The organism is Campylobacter insulaenigrae NCTC 12927 (genome assembly GCF_000816185.1).
GTDB classification, from domain to species: domain Bacteria; phylum Campylobacterota; class Campylobacteria; order Campylobacterales; family Campylobacteraceae; genus Campylobacter_D; species Campylobacter_D insulaenigrae.
The window spans coordinates 1,363,679-1,384,883 of record NZ_CP007770.1; the positions used below are offsets into that span (position 1 = coordinate 1,363,679).

Sequence of the window (21,205 nt, forward strand, 5' to 3'; positions counted from 1 at the left end):
ATGATTTTAAATCGTAATTTTTAGAACCCTTTTTTCAAAAAAGGAAATGAAATTATAGCTATAAAAGCTTAAAGTTTAATTAACTATGTGATAGATTAACAACATAAACTCTTATATATTTAATCTATTTTTGATATATTCTTTATATTATTAGTTTAGGAGTTTTAATGAGTGTAAGCGAAACTACTTTTGAAATTATTTTAGAAAAATTAAAACAAGCAAATTTAAATAATAGAGCAAAAGGATATATGTTTGAAAAACTTTCAAAACATCTTTTAAAAGAAAAAGATACAGCAAATATTTATAAAAATATTTATCTTTGGGATGAATGGGATAAAAAAGATGGACAAGATTGTGGTATAGATTTAGTTATTCAAACAAATAATGATGATTATATAGCCGTACAATGTAAATTTTTAGTCTCTTTTAATTTCTTTATGATAGAATTAAAAATAGTAAAAAAGGAGAAAAAACAAATTATTAAATTTGCTTTGTTAGCAGGGTTAGCAGGAATTTTTGTTGCGTGTGGTGGAAGTGGAAGTTATGTTGAATTAAAAAATGACGGCTATGATCAAAAACTATTTGATTTAGCAAATGCAGAAATTAAGAAAAAATATCCAGATTATGATTTATATCATTATACATCAATCAAGGCTGAAAAAGATATCAAAAATCCAGATGAAAAAATAAAAATAATGAAATTTAATATAGAAAAAGACAAAAAAAGCTTTGAATATAACAATTATATTTTTATTAAAAATAAAAACACAGGAGATTTTAAAGTTTTATCCACTACTTGCCAATCAAATTTTAAAAAAGAAATTTATTGCAATTCAGTAGATGCTCCTAAATATTATTTACAATAGCTGATTAAAATATGGAGCGATGATTTCTCTCCATATTCTTTTCTTTTTTAACAAAATTATTATTTTTACTTGATTTTTCTAAATTAATTTCTTGCTTGATATTTAAAAACTCACAAGCTTTTTTATACTCTTTAAAAATAAAAGAATTTTTAGAAATATTTTTATTATTTTCCAATGTTTTTTTAATTCTTACAAATCGCTCACTTGCACATTCTTTTAAAAATTCTTTATTTTGTTCAAGTGTATTTAAGTATTTTTCATATTCTTTATATGTAGCATTAGAAAGTTTTAAAAGACTAATAGAATTATCCAATTTTTCTATTTTTCTTTCAATTTTAAAAATACTTTCATTGTATTTTTTATTGTAAATTTGATGTATTGCAGAACCTTCTAAAGCATTTTTTCTAATTATATCATCATTGCTAATATTATCTAAAATCAAAGATTTCATTTTTTTCAAATTTTCATAATCGCTTTTTGTTGATATTTTGTGTTTATATAAAAAATCTACAATGTGCTTATAACGATTAATATTTCCTGTGCTATTAAGGCTAATATCATTTAATTCTTTTTGCAAAAAATTAATTTTTTTATTTTTGTATAGAGGCAGGATAACCCTTTATAGTGGCATATTTAATCTTAAAAATGCTATTTTACAATATAAAACACTAAAAATAATTTTTGAGAAAAAACCGCTCCATGAGTTTTTTAAAAATTTTAAAAAGTAGCTTTAAAGCATGATGGTGCGGATGAAAGGACTTGAACCTTCACGCATTGCTGCACCAGATCCTAAGTCTGGCGTGTCTGCCAATTTCACCACATCCGCGAAGTGGTACGCTCAAGAGGATTCGAACCTCTGACCTACGGCTTAGAAGGCCGTTGCTCTATCCAGCTGAGCTATGAGCGCATAATAATGAAGTACATCAGGCAATGGTGCGCCCGATAGGAATCGAACCCATAACCTACAGATCCGAAGTCTGTCGCTCTATCCAGTTGAGCTACGAGCGCTGATGGGGTGAGTGATGGGAATCGAACCCACGACCCTCAGGACCACAATCTGATGCTCTAACCGACTGAGCTACACTCACCATTTTTTAAAATGGTCGGGGTGAAAGGATTCGAACCTTCGGCCCCTTGGTCCCAAACCAAGTGCGCTAACCAGACTGCGCTACACCCCGATATACAAAAAAATAAAGCGGTATTCTACATAAAAAAACATTAAAAGTCAAGAAAGAAAAATATCATCTTTCCTTACTTTTTAGATACTAGAATATTTAAAATTTCGACTATCAAAGAAAAACCCATTGCTGTATAAATATAAGCCTTATTGATGTGAAAATCAAAACTCTCACACACTAAAACAAAACCTATCATAACTAAAAACACTAATGCTAAAATTTTAATGCTTGGATATTTTTCTACAAAATCAGCAATTGGTTTAGATGCAAATAGCATAACTAACACCGCTATAACTACTGCTATAATCATAATTTCAATGTCTTGTGCTATCCCTACTGCAGTTATAACACTGTCTAGAGAAAATACAATATCTATAATAGCTATTTCGGCTACTACTATCCATAATTTATTACTGATTTTTATATTAGAATGTTCTTGTTTATGTACAATTTGTTCTTTTATTTCTTTAATGGATTTAAAAATTAAAAATAATCCTCCCAACAAAAGCACTAAATCCCTGCCAGAAATCTCGTTATTCATTATGCTAAACAAAGAAGTAGTAAGCTTCATGACCCAAAAAAGTGAAAGCAATAATAATATTCTAGTAATCATTGCAAAAGCAAGACCTAAAATTCTACCTCTATTTCTAAGATTTGGCGGTAGTTTGCTAACTAAAATTGCCAAAAATATAATATTATCAATACCTAAAACAATTTCTAGAGCTGTTAATGTAAATAAAACAACCCAGGCATCAACACTGAAAATCCATTCAAACATTAATTTTCCTTAAAGCAAAAGCGTAATTATAGTAATTAAAAATTAATCATCTTCAAAAATTTGAACTATAGTTAAGGGTAAAATCTCGTGTTCTAGAATATGAATTTTTTCTTCAAATTCTTCAAAATTTAACCTATCTTTATCAAAAGATTTTTGACTTATGATTTTACCTCCATCAAGCTCCTCATTTACCCAATGCACACTCACTCCAGCAACTTTCATATCACTTTCATAACTTTCTTTAATAGCATTTGCACCTTTAAATAAAGGCAACAAAGAAGGATGAAGATTAATAGCTTTTATATTCTGTGTAAAAACAGGACTTAATATTCTCATAAATCCAGCTAATATAGTCAAATCAACTTGATTTTCTTTAATAAGTTTTACTAAATTTGTGTCAAATTCTTCTCTAGTTTTAAATTTTTGATGTTCTATAATGATAGTTTCAATGTCATATTTTAAAGCTCTTTGTATACCATAAGCATCTTTATTGTTGCTTATACAAAGAACAATTTCAAAAGTATTTTGTCCAAAAGTTTTTTTATGCAATTTTTCTAAAATATTTTCTAAATTGCTTCCATTTCCACTAAATAATATTGCAAGTCTTATAAGCATTTTAATCCTTTTATTAACTTTAAAGCATCAAAACTATTTTTGTTTTTATTATATTTTTTAGCTACCAAAGCATGAGCTAAAACAGCATTTTTTGCTGCCTCTAAGGCACTAAATTTAGCGCCAAGTAAAGCTGCTATCATCCCACTTAGCACATCTCCGCTTCCACCTTTTGCCAACGCTTCGTTACCGCAATTGATTACATATTTTTTTTCTTTTTGGGCTATTATAGTATTAGCACCTTTTAACACCAGCACACAATCATACACAGATGAAAATTTTGATACATAAAAAAAGCGCTTTTTTTGAATATCTTCTACTTTAACTTCTTCATTAAAACACAATCTTAAAAGATTAGTAAATTCCTTAGGATGAGGAGTTATTATCACATCGCTCCTATTTAAATGCAAAAGTAGATTTTCACTTTGAAAACAATTTGCATCCAACACAAGTGGAATTTGTTTTAATATTTCATCTTTTAATATTTCCAAATTTTCAAGTCCCATACCTAAAGCAACAGCACTAGCGTCTTTGTTGATATTTGATTTTAACATAAGCAATGGCGAATAACTACTCTTTGCTATCAAAGACACAAGACCGGCTCCAAATTCTAAAGCAGCAAGCCCTGTTAAGGTACCTGCACTCTCACTCGCACACACATAAATATGTCCAAAATTTCCTTTATTTGAAGTCACATTTCTAATTATAAGCTTTAAATCTTTTGCTTGAAGTAAAAAACTTTGTGTTGCAAATGATTTAAGTTGTAATCCTAAAGGCACAAGTTTTATCTTGCCTACATACTCTTTAGCAAAATCTTCCAATAACCTCTCTTTAACTACACCCATACACAAAGTAAAATCTGCCTTAAAACATATATCAAATCCTATTCCACTAGGGCAATCACATGCTATTTTTAAAGCTTTAGTTCTATTAACCTTGAGCAATGTTTTTTGTAAATTTTCATCCAAATTTTTATTTAATCCGCTTCCAAATATACAATCTATAATAATGTCAAAATGTTTAAATTTTGGTTCTTTTTTTAAAAATTTATATCCAGTATTTTTTAAAATTTGAATTTGCTTTTGAAATAATTCACTTTGTTTATAATTGAAGCAATAAGCTTTAGAATTCTTAAGATGTCTAATGGCAACCAATCCATCTGCTGCATTATTCCCTCCGCCAAGCAAAAATAATATTTTTGCATTTTTAAATTTTTTACTTTTCTTAAGAATAAAATTCGCAAGCTCAATCCCAGCATTTTCCATCATAATAAGTTCATCTAAACCTTTATTGTAAAGCTCTTGCTCAAATTTAGTATTATTTTTACATATTGCTATCATTGTTTATTTCTTGTTGAATTAATTTTTGAGTTTTAGCTCCAAGATCTTTAAGTTTTACTATTCTTGAAGCGATATTACCACTACCGTGGGTTAATTTAGTTTGCATACTGTCTATATTAGTGTTTAATTTTCTAACATTATCTTTAATTTTTTCAAAATCATCTAAAAGTCCAGCAAATTTATCATGAAATTTACCAAGTTCTTCAAATGCTTTCAAAATATTTTCATTGCTTTGTATATTTTTCCATGAAATATTAATTGTATTAAGCGCCATAAAAAGTGTATTAGGCGTTGTAAGATATACCTTTTTTTTATAAGCATACTGGTAAATTTCAACATCGATACTTAAAATCAAGTCTAAAATATTTTGATAAGGTATAAAGAGCAAAACAAACTCATAAGTATATTTATCAAACTGCGTATAAGGCTTCTTTGCTAATTCATCAATCCTTGCTTTTAAATTAAATGCAAGTTCTTTAATAGTTTGCCCTTCAAGTTCTTCAAAATTAAAATTATTTGGTAAAGAAAATTTAGCATCTATAATAATACTTTTTTGTTTATCCAAAAAAACTACAGCATCGGGTATATAAGTTTTACCATCATCTTTAAATTTCTCTTGTAATTTATATTGAGTACCTTCAATTAAACCACTATTTTCTAATACGGACTTAAGTTGTAATTCTGCAAAATTTCCACGAATTTTTTTATCTCCTTTGAGAATTTTAGCTAATTTTTCAGCATTTTCTCCCATATTCTGACTAAACTTAAACATATGCTCTATATTTGTTTTTAAACTTGTCTCATTTTGCAAAAGTTTTTCACTATATTCTTTAACACTTTTTTTTACAGGTAGGAAAATTTCTTCTAATATTTTTTTTGCATCTTCATTAAACATAAGCTTGTTTTGATTTAAAATATTAGTATTTTGTTTTTGCAAATTTTGCTCAAACTCATATTTTAATTCTAATAAATTTTGTTTATATTTTTCTTCAAGCTGATTCAAATTCCTAGTATATTCTTCTTTTATCGCACTACGTTCTTGTAAATGCAAATTTAAAAATTCTTTTTGATTTTGTTCTTTTTCTTTAAATCTTGCTTCTAATGCTTCATATTTAGACAAAATAACCATTTTTTCTTCAATAAGTTTAGATTTTTGTTCTAAAAGATTTTGCTTTTCTTGCTCTAAAATATCATTTTGATTTTGCATCAACACATAGTTTTGATTTAAAATTTCAAATTTTGCTCTTTCTTTTTGAATTTTATAAATAAGCCATATTAAAGATAAAGCTAAAACACTTAATAAAGCAATTAAAATATTTTCCATCAGCTAACCTTTAACTTTTTCAAGAAAATATATATTTTTTTCATTAGATTCTTTAAACTGTTTCATTTTTGGCAGTAATTCTTTCACCAAAGCTCTAAAATTTTTAAAATTAAAATTTTGTGGGGTAAAGTTAGCATGTTTTCTATTCATATTTGATCTTATTTGAGCATATTCTGCACGACCTTTTTCTTCTATAAGAGTTTCTGTAATATTGATCAAATCTTTGATATATTCTTTATCAATGATAGTTTTATCCTTGGAATTATCTTTATCAAGATAAAAAAATTCATTAAAAGAGTTTACATACGATTTTACAGCCTGTTTTAATCCCATACCTATAACTTGTTTTTTAGCTTCTTTAAGCTTTTGGATTAAACTTGTATAATCACTATCACTTGAAACAATTACAAAAATATCTATATCTTTTTTTTCATAAAAAACACTCATAATTTCAGTAATTAAATACATATCACTAGAATTTTTATTGGCAATAAAATTAAATTGCTGCATAGCAATAATAGAATATTGCTCAATTTGATCTTTCCAGTTTTGTATATTTTTCTGTGTCCAATCACCATAAATTCTTTTAATTACAATTTCACCATATTCAGAAGCTATATCAAAAATAGATTTTGCATATTTTGAAGGAATATTCTCTGCATCGATAAACACAGCAATACTTTTATTTTCCATATTCTACCTCTATAAATTCCTCATTCTAAAACTTAAAGCTTTAAACAAATGAGATTTTGAAATTTGCTCTTGTTGTTCTAAATCAGCGATGGTTCGTGCAACTTTCAAAGTTTTATTCACACCTCTTTGAGAAAGATTGTATGAAACAATTGCTTTGTTTAAAATTTCTTGAGCATCTATATCAAGCACACAGTATTTTTTTACTTGTTCTTCATTTAATTTAGCATTAAATTCATTTTGATTTCTTTTTTTCTGAAAAACAAATCCTTCAAAAACTAATTCACTCATTTTTTTAGAATCAAAACTTGATTTATCTTCATATGAAATCTCATCCATAGCAACATATAGATCAAGTCTATCTAGTATAGGTGAAGAAATTTTATTTTTATATTTTTTTATTTCATTTTCTTGACATCGACATGTTTGATTTTTGGAAAATAAATTTCCACATGGACAAGGATTTTGAGCACATACAAATAAAAATTTAGTTTCATAAACAACTTTATTATTAACTCTAGAAATCAAAATTTTATAATCTTCCAACGGCTCTCTTAAACTTTCTATAATTTGTTTAGAAAAGTGTGGAAATTCATCAAAAAATAATACTCCACCATTTGCTAATGCTACTTCTCCTATCTTAGCACTTTTAGTTCCACCACCAAAAATACTTGCTCTAGTACTTGTATGGTGTGGACTTCTAAAAATTCTATTAGCACTTAGATCATCATCTAAAGAATTTAAAGATTTATAAGCATTTTGAGAAAGAATTTCTTTTAAATTTTGAGGTGGCATAATATAAGAAATTCTTTTAGCACACATACTCTTACCACATCCTGGACTACCTTCGAACAAAATATTATGCATGCCAAGGGCAGCTACCATGCAAGCAAATTTGGCATTTTCTTGTCCTTTAACATCTTTAAAATCATGTACAAAATTTTCATTTTTGATATATTTTTGTCCTTGAATCTCTATAGCTTTTGAAAACAAAGGATGGGCATTTTTAACACTATAGTTTTCATAATTTTTATTTTTGAAAAAATCCATAGCTTGTGTTAAATTTTCTAAAGCATAAATTTGCAAATTTGGTACCATTGAGGCTTTTAATGCTATAGATTTAGGAACTACCACTTTCGCATATTCTATTTTAGAACTCAAAAAAAGTAATAACGAAAACATTCTAGCGGTACTTTTAATGCTTCCATCTAGACCAAGTTCTCCAAAAACAAAAAAATCATCTAAATTTTCTTTTTGAAATAAAATTAAAATAGCTATAGCTAAATCAAAATGAGATCCATTTTTTGGTATATCTGAGGGACTAAGGTTGATAGTAATTTTTTGAGCTGGAAAAGAAAAATTGTGACTCAATAAAGTTGCCTTAATTCTTTCTGTGCTTTCTTTAATCGCTGAATTTGGTAAGCCAACTATATTAAAACCAGGTAAACCTCGTGTAAATGTTGATTCTACTTCTATAATATCAAGTTGATCAGAAAAACTTGCGCATTTGAGTTTCTTCATCTAGCTTTTTTTAGATTTTTTCTTAAATTCTTTGTCAAATTTCTTACGCTTCAAAAAAGAAAGCTTTTCTATAAACAAATGTCCATCCAAATGGTCAACTTCATGTTGAATAGCTACAGCCAAAAAATCATGGGCATTTAAACTTTGTTTTTTACCAAAACGATCTTGATAATCTAATCTTATATTTTTATAGCGCATCACATTTTCATAAAAACCAGGAATGCTTAAACAACCTTCATTACATGAAATTACCTCATCATCCAAGGCAGTTATAATAGGATTTATAATTTCTAAAAGTGTTTGTTTATCTTTTTGTATACCCTCTTCATCTCCAATATCTACAAGCAAGGCTCTCAAAGGAATATCTACTTGAATAGCTGCTAATCCTACACCTTTATTTTCTATCATAGTTTCATACATATCATCTAATAAAATATGCAATTGCTCATCAAATTCTTTTACTTCTTGTGATTGCAAAAACAATCTAGGATTTGGATAGGTAATTATTTCTCTTATCATAACTTATCTTTCTACTATTGCAAAAGGAGTCAGGTCTTTTCTTGTATCTTCTAAGGCATTAATGCATTTATCAACTAATTCTTCACTTTTGCTATCTTTATTTACTACGCCTATTGCTAGCTGAGCATCAACTTGAATTTCTTTATCAGCAAGAAAAAAATTTGAATTTTCTAATGATTCTAAAAATTTATCACAAATTTCTTGTGCTTTATCCAAATTTGTATGTGGCATAATCGTTGCAAAGACATTATTTCCATAATGGGCCACAGTATAACCTGAAGGAATATTTTTAGCAAAAATCTTACAAATACCTTTTAAAAACGCTATTTTGTCTTTTTGAGCATAAGCTTGATCTAAAGTTTCATCTTTTACTTTAAAAAATAATAAAGTAGTGTGATAACCATATTTTAAATTACTTTCTATGCTCTTTTCTAAATTTTCTAAAAAATATCTTTTATTATAAACCCCAAATTTAGAGTCAAAATCACTTTGTTCTTCTATTTGTTTATAAATTTGTCTTACTTCATCAAAATTTTCTCTAATTTCATCAGAATATCGCTCTAAAATATTTGAAAATCTTAAAAGATCGGCTTCTAGAGCATGAATAACATTAGATACTGATAAATTCCCAGTACTCACAGCAAGCTCAGAATTTCTCTTTTTTAACATACTTTTCATAGTTTCAAGATGCTTATAAATCATTGCTATATAATGCACCAGTGTAGATGTTGAACTAAAGCTTTTTTTTATTTCTTGCTCAATATTTGCACGCCTTGTATCATCATCATTTTGTTCAAATTCCATAATTTCATTAATTTTTTTCTTAAAAGTTAAAGGGCGTCCATCTAACATTTTTTGAAAATATACATTATAATTAGTAGGGGTAGGAGGTATATTATCTTTTATAAGCTCAGATAAAATAGACTTTACAAATTTCTCAAATTCTCCACCACTAATTTTTTGAATTTTTGGAGCTTCTTTTACAAAAGACAAATCATTGTGTAAATTTAAATCGGCAAATAAATCATCATCAAGCATTGTTTTTCCTATTTAAAGCTTTTTTCTAATACCTTATCTATTAATCCATATTCTTTAGCTTCAAGTGCACTCATAAAAAAATCTCTATCTGTATCTTTTTCTATTTTAGACAATTTTTGCTTTGTATTTTTAGCTAAAATATCGTTTAAAATTGATTTTAATCTTAATATTTCTCTTGCTTGAATTTCTATATCAGTTGCTTGACCTCTAGCTCCGCCAAGTGGTTGATGTATCATTATTCTTGAATTTGGTAAAGCAAAACGTTTCCCTTGAGCACCACAACTTAACAAAAATGCACCCATTGATGCAGCTTGTCCTATACAAATAGTACAAATATCAGGCTTAATATAATTCATAGTATCATATATACTAAAGCCACTTGTAACAACTCCTCCTGGTGAGTTAATATAAAGATAAATATCTTTTTGTGGATCTTCAGCTTCTAAAAATAACAATTGAGCTACTATAGAAGCAGCAAGATCATCATGGATCTCACCACTTAACATAACAATTCTATCTTTTAAAAGTCTTGAATAAATGTCATAACTTCTCTCACCTCTACTCGTTTTTTCAACTACATAAGGAATATAAGAACTCATTATTTTTCACTTTCTTTTTCTGTTTTCTTTTTATCATTTTTTTTGAAAATATCAGCAAAAAGTTTTTCTTCTATTAATGCCATTTTAATTGCTGGTAATGCACCTTGTTTTTTATAATTATCTAAATGTTCTTGTGGATTGACACCATATCTATAAGCTTCAAAATATACAGCTTGAATTAATTCTTGATCACTTACTTGTATATTTCTAAGTTTAGCTAACTCATCAATGATAAAAGTCAATTTCACACTTTTTTGCGCATCTTCTTTAAAACTTTCTCTTTTTTCTTTGTACTTTGCTTCATCTTTAAACTCTTTTAATTCTTCCTCGCTTAAATTTCTTAAAGAATTTCTAAATTGCATATCTGTTTCTTGTTCAACTATATTTTTTGGTAAAACAAAATCAAATTTATTTACCAAAGCCTCTGCAAACTCATTTTTAAGCTCATCATTAATAAGTTTAAAAAGTTTTTCATTTTTAATTTGTTCTTTAATCTTAGTATCAAGCTTTTCAATGCTAACTTCTTTTTCATCAGGCAATAAACTTTTTAAAATTTCATCATTTAATTCAGGCATTTTCAGCTCTTGAATTTCATGAATTTTTACTTTAAACACAGCATCTTTTCCTGCTAAATGCGCTGCACCATACTCTTTTGGAAAAACAACATTAATATCTTTTTCATCATTTTTTTTAAGTCCTATCATACCATCTTCAAACCCTGGTATAAATTGTTTTGAACCAATTTCTAAAACATAATTTTGTGCTTTACCTCCATCAAAAGCTTTATCATCTACAAAACCTTCAAAGTCAAATTTAACAAAATCACCTTCTTTTATTGCTCTATCTTCTTTTATTGTTTCTGGAGTTGCATATCTTTTTAATAATTCTTCTTTCTTAGCATCAATTTCTTTTTGAGTAACTTTTGGGGTGCTATAAGCTGGAATCAATTCTTCGTAATTTTCAATCTTAACTTCTGGTTTAAATGACAATATCATTGTAGCTTCAATTCCATTATCTTTTCTATCAAAAGTTTCAAAATATGGTTCACCTACTAAATCTTTCACATCTTTTTTTACTTCTTTTAAAATATTATCTATAGCATTTTTAAAAAGATCTTGTTCTGCATCTTTTGTAAGTTCTTTGCCATATCTTTTAATCACTGTAGCTACTGGAACTTTTCCCGCTCTAAAGCCATCCATTTTAATTGTTTTAGATGCTTTTTTAGCCAATTTTTCAATTTCATTATTGATAACTTCTTGAGCAATTTTAATAGTAGCATTTGCATTTGCAAAATCAAGTAATTTTGCTGTAACTTCCATAGTATTTTTCCCTCTTTTAAATAAAATTTATCCTTAATATACCAAATTTTTCCTTATCACTTCATATAAAAATAAAAATATGTTAAAATTTTAATTTTTTATGGAGTAAAAATGCAAGAAAAATTTGAAAATTCAGTAAAAAATATTTTAGAACTTATAGGAGAAAATCCTTCTAGAGAAGGACTTTTAAAAACTCCTACAAGAGTTTTTAAAGCTTTTGAATTTTTAACTAGTGGTTATAAACAAGATCCAAAAAAAATTTTAAACGATGCATTATTTGAAAGCTCAAACAATGAAATGGTTTTAATAAGAGATATAGAATTTTATAGCCTTTGTGAGCATCATTTGTTACCATTTTTTGGCAGAATTCACGTCGCTTATATTCCTGATAAAAAAGTTGTTGGTCTTAGCAAAATTCCACGTTTGGTTGAAGTTTTTGCAAGACGTTTACAAATACAAGAACAACTCACAGAGCAAATTGCAGAATCATTAATGAAATATGTTGGAGCAAAAGGTGTTGGAGTTGTTATCGAGGCAAGACATATGTGTGTTGAAATGCGGGGTATTCAAAAAGCAAATTCAACCACGAGCACTTCTGCATTAAGAGGAATTTTTTTAAAAAATGAAAAAACAAGAAAAGAATTTTTTACCTTAATTAATTCAGCAAAACAGGTAAGATTTTAATGGCTTTAGAAAAACTTAGAAACAAAATTTCTTCTCAAAATCTTTCTAGTGTTTTTGGGCAAATTACTAAAATTTCAAGCACAAGTATAGAAATTAATGGCTTAAAAACAAGCATAGGTGATATTATAAAAATAGTTTCAAATGAAGATGAAAATAAAGAAGCTATGGCTATGGTTGTGGAAGTAGATGAACATTTAAGCTATTTAAGTCCTTTTGGTTTTGTAGAAGGTTTTAAAATAGGAGATCGTGCTTTTATTAATGATGCTGGAATGCAAATCGGGGTAAGCGATGCCTTATTAGGACGTGTAGTAGATCCTTTTATGCGACCAAAAGATGGCAAAGCCCCCATAGAAGCTGATAAATTTATGCCAATAATGCGTGCTCCTATTGATGCAATGAAGCGTGGTTTAATTGATGAAGTTTTCCCAGTTGGCGTGAAAACTATTGATGCACTTTTAACTTGTGGAGTTGGTCAAAAATTAGGTATTTTTGCAGGAAGTGGTGTTGGAAAATCCACTTTAATGGGGATGATAGTTAAAAATTCTAAGGCCCCTATCAAAGTTATAGCATTAATAGGAGAGCGCGGTAGAGAGATTCCTGAATTTATACAAAAAAATCTCGGTGGAAAACTCGATGATACAGTTATTATTGTAGCTACAAGTGATGATAGTGCCTTAATGAGAAAATACGGTGCATTTTGTGCTATGAGTGTTGCAGAGTATTTTAAAGAACAAGGAAAAGATGTTCTTTTTATAATGGATAGTGTAACACGTTTTGCTATGGCTCAAAGAGAAATAGGGCTCGCACTTGGTGAACCACCCACAACTAAAGGCTATCCTCCAAGTGTTTTAAGTCTTTTACCTCAACTCATGGAACGCACAGGAAAAGAAGAAGGAAAGGGTACTATCACAGCATTTTTCACAGTTCTTGTCGATGGTGATGATATGAGTGATCCTATAGCTGATCAAAGTAGATCAATTCTTGATGGACATATAGTCTTAAGTCGAGAATTGACCGATTTTGGAATTTATCCACCAATTAATATTCAAAATTCAGCTTCTAGGGTTATGGGTGATATCATTAGTGATGAACATAAGATATATGCAAGAAAATTCAAACGCTTAAATTCTTTATTAAAGGAAAATGAAGTGTTATTACGCATAGGAGCTTATCAAAAAGGTAGTGATAAAGAACTTGATCAAGCTATAATGAAAAAAGATTTTATGCAGCAATTTCTCAGTCAAAATCCCGAAGAAAATTTTGAATTTGAAGATACTATAAATATGCTAAAAATGATTGAATCTTAATTTATGGAATATTTTTTGCTTCTTTACTCAACATATATAAAAATATGTGAGTAAAAAGGATACAATATGTCAAATACAGCAGTTTTAGATTTTGATATTAATTTTGGGTTAAAATATGTTGATATTTGCCAAAACATTTTTGAAAAAGAAATTTATACCCAAATGTTTCTTGAATGTATCAGCTTTCAACTTACAGACAATAAAGCAAAATTAAAATATATGAAAATCATAACCTCAAAAGATAATTTCATAGTAGAATTTAAAATAAACAATCAAAAGCGTTCTTTTATTCTCAATGACAAAAGTAATTTAAATGAAAATTTTCAAGCACAAAAAATTACCAAAGAAGAATATCAAAATGAAATTTCAAAAATTTACCAACTAGAAAGATATCTTAAATCTCAAAATAATATCCAAAATTTTTCGCAAGAATTATTTATACATATGAAAAATTTATTTAAAAATACAGATGAATTTAAAAATTACATTGATATTTTAGAAGAAAAAGACAAAACCTATAATTATTATCTTTCAAAAATTTATAATTTTGCTTAAGATTAATGAAATTTTGCCGATAATACTTAAGAATCCAAAAATAAGGAGTAAGTTATGGGCGAAATTACCAATAATCAAGCAAGTTTAATGCTTAATATTGCTACAAATGTAATGAAAAAAACCATAGAAGCAAAAGAAAATGCGGTAATGCAGGTACTTGAAGGCGTAGATGCAAGCACTGCTCCAACTACTACTCCTGCTAATAGTTCAGGATCACTTGATATCTACGCTTAATCTTTTCTCTTCGATTTAAAAATATTGGCATACCTTTTGCTTTTTAGCAAATAAAGCAATATTTTTAAAAAGAAGAGTCATGTTTATAAATTCAAATATTAGTCCTTATCAAAATTTTTCAACATATCCTTTCACAAAATCTGAAAAGATTGAATCTAAAAAAGAAGATACTAACATTACTCAAAATGATTTTATAAATTCCAAACCTCAACATAATATTGACAATCATAAAACAACCTATGCTAGCGAATTTGGCTTTAGAATAGATGAGAGAGGATTTTTCGAAAAAGATTTAAATAAAAATGCAAAAATTCCTCTTGATTATGATATAAACATTAAAAGCATTAGAGAAATTTCTAAACAACTTACCAAATTAGATGAAAATTTAAACTACAACAAAATTGATTTGCCAAAACTTTTAAACTCTTATCACAACGCCTTAAAAACAATTAACCCAGAATTTCAATCAGACAATAATTTATATTTAAACAAAAGTCAAATTTTAAAGTTAAATCAAGGTTATAGTTATGATTACGATGGTAAAATTTTAAAAGTTTATGAAAATTCTAAGAATCTTTTAGATGCAAAAAATATTAATAAAAATTTAAATATTTTAATGCTTGATAATAAAATAGGTGATTTTGCATTTAAATTTAGTATAGAAAACACTTCAAACAATTCTGTCATAAAACCCTATCTAAATAAAAATGCTGAAGTTTCCAAAAGTGGTTTATTTTTAAATTATATATATCACGACATTAAAGAACAAAACGATCAAAAAGCAAATTTCTTCTTATCTCCCATAGAACTTGATTTTTCTTCTAATATGAAATTTCAAAAACTTATGAATGGAGAACTTGAAATCGATGATTATATCAATGAAAACAATAAAGAAAAAATGAGTTTTGATTTATATCTATATATCAATGGAGTAGACAAAAATACCACTTCAGAAGATAAATTATCCGTTTTCTTTCAACAATACATCAACTATCAGCATAGTATCAACATGCAAGAATTTGCTAATTCAAGTTCTATTTATGGACTCTATATAGAACAACTAAATAAAGATTTTGAAAATTTAAAAAGTGACTTCAATACAAAAAGTGAAAATATTAATCTTGAAAAAATTAATTCTCAAAAAATAAATTTGGATACACAATTTTTAGAACATAGAAAAAGACAAGCTAGTATAAATAAGATTTTACACTCATATTTAAATGCAATGGCTTAACTTATGCTAAAATACTAAACATATTTAAAACAAACAATAACTTATCTTTTTATTTAAAGTTAAATTTAATATTTTAGTGTATATTACGCAAAAAAGATAAAAAATATCCTAATTAAAAAAGGAGTATATTTTGAAGGTATATTTAGATAACAATGCTACAACTCAACTCGCACCAGAAGCTTATGAGTTGATGAAGCCTTTTTTTGAAGAAAATTATGGAAATCCCAATAGTCTTCATCAATGGGGAAGCTCAACTCACCCTGCTTTAAAGGAAGCTATGGATAAGCTTTATATAGGACTTGGAGCTAATGATTTAGATGATATTATAATTACCTCTTGTGCTACTGAAAGTATAAATTGGGTTTTAAAAGGCATTTATTTTGACAAAATTTTAAATTCAGATAGAAATGAAATTATCATTTCAAGTGTAGAACATCCAGCAGTGGCTGCGACTGCTATGTTTTTGAAAAAATTAGGGGTTAAAGTTATAGAACTTGAAGTTGATCATGAAGGAATCTCTAAAATAGAAAATTTAAAAGATGTAATTTCTAACAAGACTGTTCTAGTGAGTGTTATGTGGGCAAACAATGAAACAGGAATGATTTTTCCTATAGAAGAAATGGTTCAATTAACTCATGAATATGGAGCTTTATTTCATACAGATGCTACTCAAGCTGTCGGAAAAATAAAAGTAAATTTTGCTAAATCTGGAGTAGATTTTGCCTCTTTTTCAGCTCATAAATTTCATGGACCAAAAGGTGTTGGTGGATTGTTTATAAAAAAAGGGTTAGAATTAACCCCTCTGCTACATGGTGGGGAGCATATGGGCGGTAGAAGGAGTGGAACTTTAAATGTCCCTTATATAGTAGCTATGGCAGAAGCTTTAAGAATAGCTAATACTATGCTTGATTTTGAAAATTCACATATTAGAAGATTAAGAGATAAATTAGAAGATCTCATTTTAGCTATACCTGATACTAGCGTGGTTGGAGATCGTTCAAGAAGAGTTCCTAATACAATTTTAGCCAGTATTAAAGGAGTTGAAGGCGAAGCAATGCTTTGGGATTTAAATAAAAACGGTATAGCTGCTAGCACTGGTTCAGCCTGTGCTAGTGAAGCACTCGAGAGTAATCCTATTATGGAAGCTATCGGTGCTGAAAATGATTTAGCTCATACGGCTTTAAGATTATCTCTATCAAGATTTAATACTGAAGAAGAGATTGATTATGCAGCTGATCAAATTAAAAAAGCTACACAAAGGTTAAGACAAATTTCAAGTACTTATGCTTATAAGCCTAATAATTAAAGGATAAAACATGGCAAAAAATAATTTAATTGGTGGTTCTATTTGGGATGAATACTCAAATAAAGTTCAAGATAGGATGAATAATCCTAGACATATGGGTGAATTTACAGAAGATGATGCAAAAAAAGAAAATGCAAAATTAATCGTAGCTGATTTTGGAGCTGAAAGTTGCGGAGATGCTGTTAGACTTTATTGGCTAGTAGATGAAAAAACGGATAAAATATTAGATGCTAAATTTAAAAGTTTTGGTTGCGGGACAGCTATAGCAAGTAGTGATACTATGGCTGAGCTTTGTATAGGGAAAACAGTAGATGAAGCTGTAAAAATTACAAATTTAGATGTTGAATTCGCAATGAGAGATAATCCTGACACTCCCGCTGTTCCACCTCAAAAAATGCACTGCTCTGTTATGGCATACGATGTCATTAAACAAGCTGCTGCTCAATACAAAGGTATAAATCCTGAAGATTTTGAAGATCAAATTATTGTTTGCGAATGTGCTAGAGTTAGTCTTGGAACTATAAAAGAAGTAATCAAACTAAATGATTTAAAAAGTGTAGAAGAAATTACTCAATATACCAAAGCTGGAGCTTTTTGTAAATCCTGTATCAAACCAGGTGGTCACGAAAAGAGAGAATATTATTTAGTAGATATTTTAGCTCAAACTAGAGCAGAAATGGATAAAGAAAAACTAGTAGAACAAAGCAAAGGAGATCTTGCTTTTAGCGAAATGACAACTGTTGGGCAACTAAAAGCTATAGAAGCCATCTTAGACAACGAAGTTCGTCCAATGCTACACGGAGATGGTGGAGATTTAGAAGTTATTGATATTCAAAAAAGTGAAAATAAAAATATTGATATATATATTCGCTATCTTGGTGCATGTAGTGGTTGTTCTAGTGGAAGCGGGGCAACTTTGTATGCGATAGAAAATATACTCCAGGAAGAACTTAGTCCTGATATACGCGTTATTCCTGTTTAATACAACAACAATCTTATATAAAAATAAGCCTTTTATGATAGAATATTTATTTAATTAATATTTAAAAGGCTTATTTAATGCAAAGAGTTCAAAATTTTGTTAAAAGTGAAACTTTTCCCGGTGTTTTACTGATTTTTTTTACTGTACTTGCACTTATTTTGCAAAATAGCTCATTAACCGACCAGTATACGAATTTTTTAAACATTCCTTTTGGAGTTCAAGCTGGAAATTTGGAAATTTTTAAACCTTTAATACTATGGATAAATGATGGATTAATTGCTATTTTTTTCTTTGCTATAGGACTTGAATTAAAGTATGAAATTACTAGAGGTCAATTAAACAGCATTAAAGCTATGTCTTTGCCTATATTTGCTGCTTTAGGTGGCATGATAGTTCCAGCAGTAATTTTTGCATTTTTTAATTATCAAGATGATTTTGCTCTACAAGGATGGGCTATACCGACCGCTACAGACGTAGCTTTTGCTGTAGGTATCTTAATGCTTTTAGGCAATAAAATACCTATATCATTAAAATTATTTTTACTATCTTTAGCTATTTTTGATGATTTAGGTGCAATTATTGTTATTGCATTATTTTACACTAGTGAACTCTCAGTATATGCGATGATAGCGGCTCTAATATGCATATTTGCGCTATATCTCCTCAATCATTTTCATATTACAAAAAAATCATTTTATATCGTTGTAGCTATCATTTTTTGGATAAGTATGCTAAAAAGCGGGGTTCATGCTACATTAGCAGGAGTAATCACAGCTCTTTTTATACCTTTAGATACTAAAAGTGGTCAAACTTTTTTAAAAAATATTGAACATGATTTAACTCCTTGGGTCACTTATTTCATTCTACCTATATTTGCTTTTGCAAATGCTGGAGTAGATTTAAAAGATATGGATCCTAATTTTATATTTTCCTCTGTTAGTTTAGGAATTATATTAGGTCTATTTTTAGGCAAACAAATTGGTGTATTTATATTTTCTTATATAAGCATTAAGCTAGGCTTGGCTAAATTACCTAAAAACACAAATTTTAAACAACTCTACGGAGTTTGTATTTTAACAGGTATTGGTTTTACAATGAGTTTTTTTATTGATGGTTTAGCTTATCAAAATAGTGATGTATTTGCTTATTCTGATAAATTAGCTATACTCATTGCATCATTTTTAAGTGCTGTTGTTGGATATTTTTACCTAAAAATAATATATAAAAATAAAAAGTCATAAAGTTATTTATGACTTTATTCAGATTTTTTTAAATAAAATTAGATATAATTTTATTTTTATTTTTGGCCCATTCGTCTAGCGGTTAGGACATCGCCCTTTCACGGCGGTAACACGAGTTCGAGTCTCGTATGGGTCACCACCACTACATAATAAAAAGCTACTTTTTATCTACTTCTTTAAAAGAAAATATAGGTAATGATAAACCATAATATATCGCCAGCAATCTAGCTATAGTTCCTATAGATAAAGAAATTAATATTACCCATAAGTCACTTATTTCAATAATATGAAGCATATAATATAAAGCTCCAGTTAATATAGCTACGCCAGCATAAATTTCTTTTTGGAAAACTAATGGAATTCTAGCACAAAGTATATCTCTTAAAATTCCTCCAAAAACACCTGTTATAACAGCAGAACTTACAGCTATAATAAATCCATAACCCATTTGAATGGCAATTTGAGCTCCTAATACACTAAACACTACCAATCCTATGGCATCCAAAATCAAAAACAATTTTTCAAGTTTAATCACATATTTTGCAATCTTTGTTGTAATCATTGCAGCAACACAAACTAAAACTACATATTCTGGAGTTTTAATCCAAGTAAGAGGGTGGTGATTAAGTAATATATCTCTAATAGATCCTCCACCGATTGCTGTAACCAAAGCAATGAATATCACCCCAAAAAGATCCATTTTATGACGTCCTGCAGCTATGGCACCAGTCATAGCATCAACAGTAATTCCTATAATATAAAGTATAGTTAAAAGCATGAATTAAAAATCCTTGTTAAAATAACAAGGATTAGTTTTTACTAACAATATCTATGATATTTTGAGCAACTTTTTTAGCGATAGGATTAACAAATTCAGCTGGGGAAGTAAATCCTACACAAGAACAATTAATTTCACCTAAAACATATTTATCTTTACCATTTTCATCTGTATCTAATATAAAATCTGCAGTCCAAATTAAAGGAATATCATAATTTCCAAGTTTTGCTCGAATTTCTGGTAAAGTAGCTAAAAACCACTCAATTAATTCTTTCCATTCTGTTGGTTCATCATATCTATATTTAGCACCAGAGAAGAGTGTTGCAGAAAAAGCGTCAGCACCTTCGGCTGGTTTTTTATGTACTACATATATTGGAGTATGATAAAGCATTAAAATTCTAATTTCACCTTCTTTAATACGAGGTAAGAAAGTCATATCCACAAGCATACCATTATCACCTACGATATATTGTTCGCAAAAATCCATAAATTCACCAAGTTTTCTTTCTTCTGTATGATTATCTTTTGCTTCAGTACATTTGATTTTAGCATCTAAAGGGACACTTGTTACACCTGATTCAAGTTCATCTATCAATCTTACACGCCAAATACCCTCACCAGTAGAACCACGATTTTGCTTTAAAACTCTCTCTCCTTTTGCCAAAGTTTTTACAAAATTTTCTTTAAAAGTTTTAATATCATAATATGCGTAAGTATCTTCAGGAACTAAGGCGGTTTTATTAAGTTTTGTAAGTGCATCTTTTGCCCCATAACCTATCATTGCATCAGGATGAGGCATACCTATAACACCATCTGCACAAAGTTTTCTTAACATATCAAAATATTCATTTTCCTCTTTTAAATTTCCTGGATTAATCCTTGAAACATAAGCATCAGCATTATTTTTTACATATTCATAAATTTCATCTTTTTTATCAAGTTCAAAAAAGATAACTTCAGCATTCCAGCCTTGTTCTTTGAGGGCATTTACCATTGGCATAGTGTCTTTTCTATGGCCATCCTCACCTTTATCGCTTCCGCCTCTAACCTCGAAAAAAACTATATTTTTTTTCATACTAGCTCCTTCTTATAAAATGTAA

General features: G+C 28.4%; 22 protein-coding genes and 6 tRNA genes. 10 read left to right on the forward strand and 18 right to left on the reverse strand.

Features of this window, described 5'->3' with window-relative positions:
* Positions 1-167: 167 nt before the first annotated feature.
* Positions 168-866 (forward strand): restriction endonuclease, encoded by a 699-nt coding sequence (locus CINS_RS07970; RefSeq protein WP_232012943.1) that lies wholly within the window; start codon positions 168-170, stop codon positions 864-866.
* Positions 867-870: 4 nt separating this feature from the next.
* Here CINS_RS07970 and CINS_RS07010 read toward each other — a convergent pair whose 3' ends face one another.
* The 16 genes from CINS_RS07010 to tig form a co-directional block, all read right to left on the reverse strand.
* Positions 871-1,443 carry a hypothetical protein gene (locus CINS_RS07010; RefSeq protein ID WP_052251991.1) on the reverse strand — a complete coding sequence of 191 codons (573 nt, stop codon included), beginning with the start codon at positions 1,441-1,443 and terminating at the stop codon, positions 871-873.
* A gap of 164 nt (positions 1,444-1,607) precedes the next feature.
* Positions 1,608-1,692, reverse strand: a tRNA-Leu gene (locus CINS_RS07015).
* 4 nt (positions 1,693-1,696) lie between these two features.
* Positions 1,697-1,773: transfer RNA gene (locus CINS_RS07020), tRNA-Arg, on the reverse strand.
* 24 nt (positions 1,774-1,797) lie between these two features.
* Positions 1,798-1,874: transfer RNA gene (locus tag CINS_RS07025), tRNA-Arg, on the reverse strand.
* A 3-nt stretch (positions 1,875-1,877) separates the two neighbouring features.
* Positions 1,878-1,954, reverse strand: a tRNA-His gene (locus tag CINS_RS07030).
* Positions 1,955-1,966: 12 nt separating this feature from the next.
* Positions 1,967-2,044, reverse strand: a tRNA-Pro gene (locus CINS_RS07035).
* A gap of 73 nt (positions 2,045-2,117) precedes the next feature.
* Complete coding sequence (locus tag CINS_RS07040) at positions 2,118-2,822, reverse strand: TerC family protein (RefSeq protein ID WP_039651056.1); 705 nt, start codon at positions 2,820-2,822, stop codon at positions 2,118-2,120.
* 42 nt (positions 2,823-2,864) lie between these two features.
* A complete protein-coding gene (purN, locus tag CINS_RS07045; RefSeq protein ID WP_039651058.1) occupies positions 2,865-3,437 on the reverse strand; it encodes a phosphoribosylglycinamide formyltransferase in 573 nt (190 codons plus the stop codon).
* Complete coding sequence (locus tag CINS_RS07050) at positions 3,428-4,774, reverse strand: bifunctional ADP-dependent NAD(P)H-hydrate dehydratase/NAD(P)H-hydrate epimerase (protein ID WP_039651060.1); 1,347 nt, start codon at positions 4,772-4,774, stop codon at positions 3,428-3,430. Before CINS_RS07050 ends, purN begins: the two co-directional genes overlap by 10 nt.
* The gene (locus CINS_RS07055) at positions 4,758-6,098 is read right to left on the reverse strand and encodes a DNA recombination protein RmuC (RefSeq protein WP_039651062.1); all 1,341 of its coding nucleotides are present in this window, start codon (positions 6,096-6,098) and stop codon (positions 4,758-4,760) included. Before CINS_RS07055 ends, CINS_RS07050 begins: the two co-directional genes overlap by 17 nt.
* A 3-nt stretch (positions 6,099-6,101) precedes the next feature.
* A complete protein-coding gene (locus CINS_RS07060; RefSeq protein WP_039651064.1) occupies positions 6,102-6,791 on the reverse strand; it encodes an NYN domain-containing protein in 690 nt (229 codons plus the stop codon).
* Between the two features lie 9 nt (positions 6,792-6,800).
* Complete coding sequence (locus tag CINS_RS07065; protein WP_039651068.1) at positions 6,801-8,309, reverse strand: YifB family Mg chelatase-like AAA ATPase; 1,509 nt, start codon at positions 8,307-8,309, stop codon at positions 6,801-6,803.
* Entirely contained in the window at positions 8,310-8,828 is a 519-nt protein-coding gene (gene def / locus CINS_RS07070; RefSeq protein ID WP_039651070.1) for a peptide deformylase, read from the reverse strand. It lies immediately after the preceding gene.
* A 3-nt stretch (positions 8,829-8,831) separates the two neighbouring features.
* Positions 8,832-9,866, reverse strand: a complete 1,035-nt coding sequence (locus CINS_RS07075; RefSeq protein ID WP_039651072.1) for a GGDEF domain-containing protein — start codon at positions 9,864-9,866, stop codon at positions 8,832-8,834.
* Between the two features lie 8 nt (positions 9,867-9,874).
* Positions 9,875-10,465, reverse strand: a complete 591-nt coding sequence (gene clpP, locus CINS_RS07080) for an ATP-dependent Clp endopeptidase proteolytic subunit ClpP (protein WP_039651074.1) — start codon at positions 10,463-10,465, stop codon at positions 9,875-9,877.
* Positions 10,465-11,784: a trigger factor gene (tig, locus tag CINS_RS07085; protein WP_039651076.1), complete on the reverse strand. Its 1,320-nt coding sequence runs from the start codon at positions 11,782-11,784 to the stop codon at positions 10,465-10,467. The genes clpP and tig overlap by 1 nt, the downstream gene beginning before the upstream one ends.
* A 111-nt stretch (positions 11,785-11,895) precedes the next feature.
* Between tig and folE the strand changes: the two genes are divergently transcribed.
* From folE to CINS_RS07130, 9 genes are all read left to right on the forward strand, one after another.
* Complete coding sequence (gene folE, locus CINS_RS07090; protein ID WP_039651078.1) at positions 11,896-12,468, forward strand: GTP cyclohydrolase I FolE; 573 nt, start codon at positions 11,896-11,898, stop codon at positions 12,466-12,468.
* Positions 12,468-13,775, forward strand: coding sequence for a flagellar protein export ATPase FliI (fliI, locus tag CINS_RS07095; RefSeq protein ID WP_039651080.1), 1,308 nt, complete (start codon positions 12,468-12,470; stop codon positions 13,773-13,775). Before folE ends, fliI begins: the two co-directional genes overlap by 1 nt.
* 66 nt (positions 13,776-13,841) lie before the next feature.
* Positions 13,842-14,330, forward strand: a complete 489-nt coding sequence (locus CINS_RS07100; RefSeq protein WP_039651082.1) for a hypothetical protein — start codon at positions 13,842-13,844, stop codon at positions 14,328-14,330.
* Between the two features lie 54 nt (positions 14,331-14,384).
* Positions 14,385-14,564, forward strand: coding sequence for a putative motility protein (locus CINS_RS07105; RefSeq protein ID WP_039651084.1), 180 nt, complete (start codon positions 14,385-14,387; stop codon positions 14,562-14,564).
* A 79-nt stretch (positions 14,565-14,643) separates the two neighbouring features.
* Entirely contained in the window at positions 14,644-15,798 is a 1,155-nt protein-coding gene (locus CINS_RS07110) for a hypothetical protein (protein WP_039651086.1), read from the forward strand.
* A gap of 130 nt (positions 15,799-15,928) precedes the next feature.
* Complete coding sequence (locus CINS_RS07115) at positions 15,929-17,104, forward strand: NifS family cysteine desulfurase (RefSeq protein ID WP_039651088.1); 1,176 nt, start codon at positions 15,929-15,931, stop codon at positions 17,102-17,104.
* A gap of 10 nt (positions 17,105-17,114) precedes the next feature.
* Entirely contained in the window at positions 17,115-18,086 is a 972-nt protein-coding gene (locus CINS_RS07120) for a Fe-S cluster assembly scaffold protein IscU (protein WP_039651091.1), read from the forward strand.
* 77 nt (positions 18,087-18,163) lie between these two features.
* Complete coding sequence (nhaA, locus tag CINS_RS07125; protein WP_039651094.1) at positions 18,164-19,327, forward strand: Na+/H+ antiporter NhaA; 1,164 nt, start codon at positions 18,164-18,166, stop codon at positions 19,325-19,327.
* A 64-nt stretch (positions 19,328-19,391) separates the two neighbouring features.
* Positions 19,392-19,466, forward strand: a tRNA-Glu gene (locus tag CINS_RS07130).
* Positions 19,467-19,484: 18 nt separating this feature from the next.
* Here the strand turns inward: CINS_RS07130 and CINS_RS07135 are convergent.
* The gene (locus tag CINS_RS07135; protein WP_039651097.1) at positions 19,485-20,105 is read right to left on the reverse strand and encodes a trimeric intracellular cation channel family protein; all 621 of its coding nucleotides are present in this window, start codon (positions 20,103-20,105) and stop codon (positions 19,485-19,487) included.
* Positions 20,106-20,136: 31 nt separating this feature from the next.
* The gene (locus CINS_RS07140; RefSeq protein WP_039651099.1) at positions 20,137-21,180 is read right to left on the reverse strand and encodes a Cj0069 family protein; all 1,044 of its coding nucleotides are present in this window, start codon (positions 21,178-21,180) and stop codon (positions 20,137-20,139) included.
* Positions 21,181-21,205: the final 25 nt, after the last annotated feature.

What these genes read in the sequence shown, in the direction of transcription:
- fliI (WP_039651080.1), top strand. Translation starts at nt 12,468, where the DNA reads ATGGCTTTAGAAAAACTTAGAAACAAAATTTCTTCTCAAAATCTTTCT.
- CINS_RS07105 (WP_039651084.1), top strand. Translation starts at nt 14,385, where the DNA reads ATGGGCGAAATTACCAATAATCAAGCAAGTTTAATGCTTAATATTGCT.
- CINS_RS07140 (WP_039651099.1), bottom strand. Translation starts at nt 21,180, where the DNA reads ATGAAAAAAAATATAGTTTTTTTCGAGGTTAGAGGCGGAAGCGATAAA.
- CINS_RS07120 (WP_039651091.1), top strand. Translation starts at nt 17,115, where the DNA reads ATGGCAAAAAATAATTTAATTGGTGGTTCTATTTGGGATGAATACTCA.
- def (WP_039651070.1), bottom strand. Translation starts at nt 8,828, where the DNA reads ATGATAAGAGAAATAATTACCTATCCAAATCCTAGATTGTTTTTGCAA.
- CINS_RS07110 (WP_039651086.1), top strand. Translation starts at nt 14,644, where the DNA reads ATGTTTATAAATTCAAATATTAGTCCTTATCAAAATTTTTCAACATAT.
- CINS_RS07040 (WP_039651056.1), bottom strand. Translation starts at nt 2,822, where the DNA reads ATGTTTGAATGGATTTTCAGTGTTGATGCCTGGGTTGTTTTATTTACA.
- tig (WP_039651076.1), bottom strand. Translation starts at nt 11,784, where the DNA reads ATGGAAGTTACAGCAAAATTACTTGATTTTGCAAATGCAAATGCTACT.
- purN (WP_039651058.1), bottom strand. Translation starts at nt 3,437, where the DNA reads ATGCTTATAAGACTTGCAATATTATTTAGTGGAAATGGAAGCAATTTA.
- CINS_RS07135 (WP_039651097.1), bottom strand. Translation starts at nt 20,105, where the DNA reads ATGCTTTTAACTATACTTTATATTATAGGAATTACTGTTGATGCTATG.
- nhaA (WP_039651094.1), top strand. Translation starts at nt 18,164, where the DNA reads ATGCAAAGAGTTCAAAATTTTGTTAAAAGTGAAACTTTTCCCGGTGTT.
- CINS_RS07050 (WP_039651060.1), bottom strand. Translation starts at nt 4,774, where the DNA reads ATGATAGCAATATGTAAAAATAATACTAAATTTGAGCAAGAGCTTTAC.
- folE (WP_039651078.1), top strand. Translation starts at nt 11,896, where the DNA reads ATGCAAGAAAAATTTGAAAATTCAGTAAAAAATATTTTAGAACTTATA.
- CINS_RS07075 (WP_039651072.1), bottom strand. Translation starts at nt 9,866, where the DNA reads ATGCTTGATGATGATTTATTTGCCGATTTAAATTTACACAATGATTTG.
- CINS_RS07055 (WP_039651062.1), bottom strand. Translation starts at nt 6,098, where the DNA reads ATGGAAAATATTTTAATTGCTTTATTAAGTGTTTTAGCTTTATCTTTA.
- CINS_RS07970 (WP_232012943.1), top strand. Translation starts at nt 168, where the DNA reads ATGAGTGTAAGCGAAACTACTTTTGAAATTATTTTAGAAAAATTAAAA.
- CINS_RS07065 (WP_039651068.1), bottom strand. Translation starts at nt 8,309, where the DNA reads ATGAAGAAACTCAAATGCGCAAGTTTTTCTGATCAACTTGATATTATA.
- clpP (WP_039651074.1), bottom strand. Translation starts at nt 10,465, where the DNA reads ATGAGTTCTTATATTCCTTATGTAGTTGAAAAAACGAGTAGAGGTGAG.
- CINS_RS07100 (WP_039651082.1), top strand. Translation starts at nt 13,842, where the DNA reads ATGTCAAATACAGCAGTTTTAGATTTTGATATTAATTTTGGGTTAAAA.
- CINS_RS07060 (WP_039651064.1), bottom strand. Translation starts at nt 6,791, where the DNA reads ATGGAAAATAAAAGTATTGCTGTGTTTATCGATGCAGAGAATATTCCT.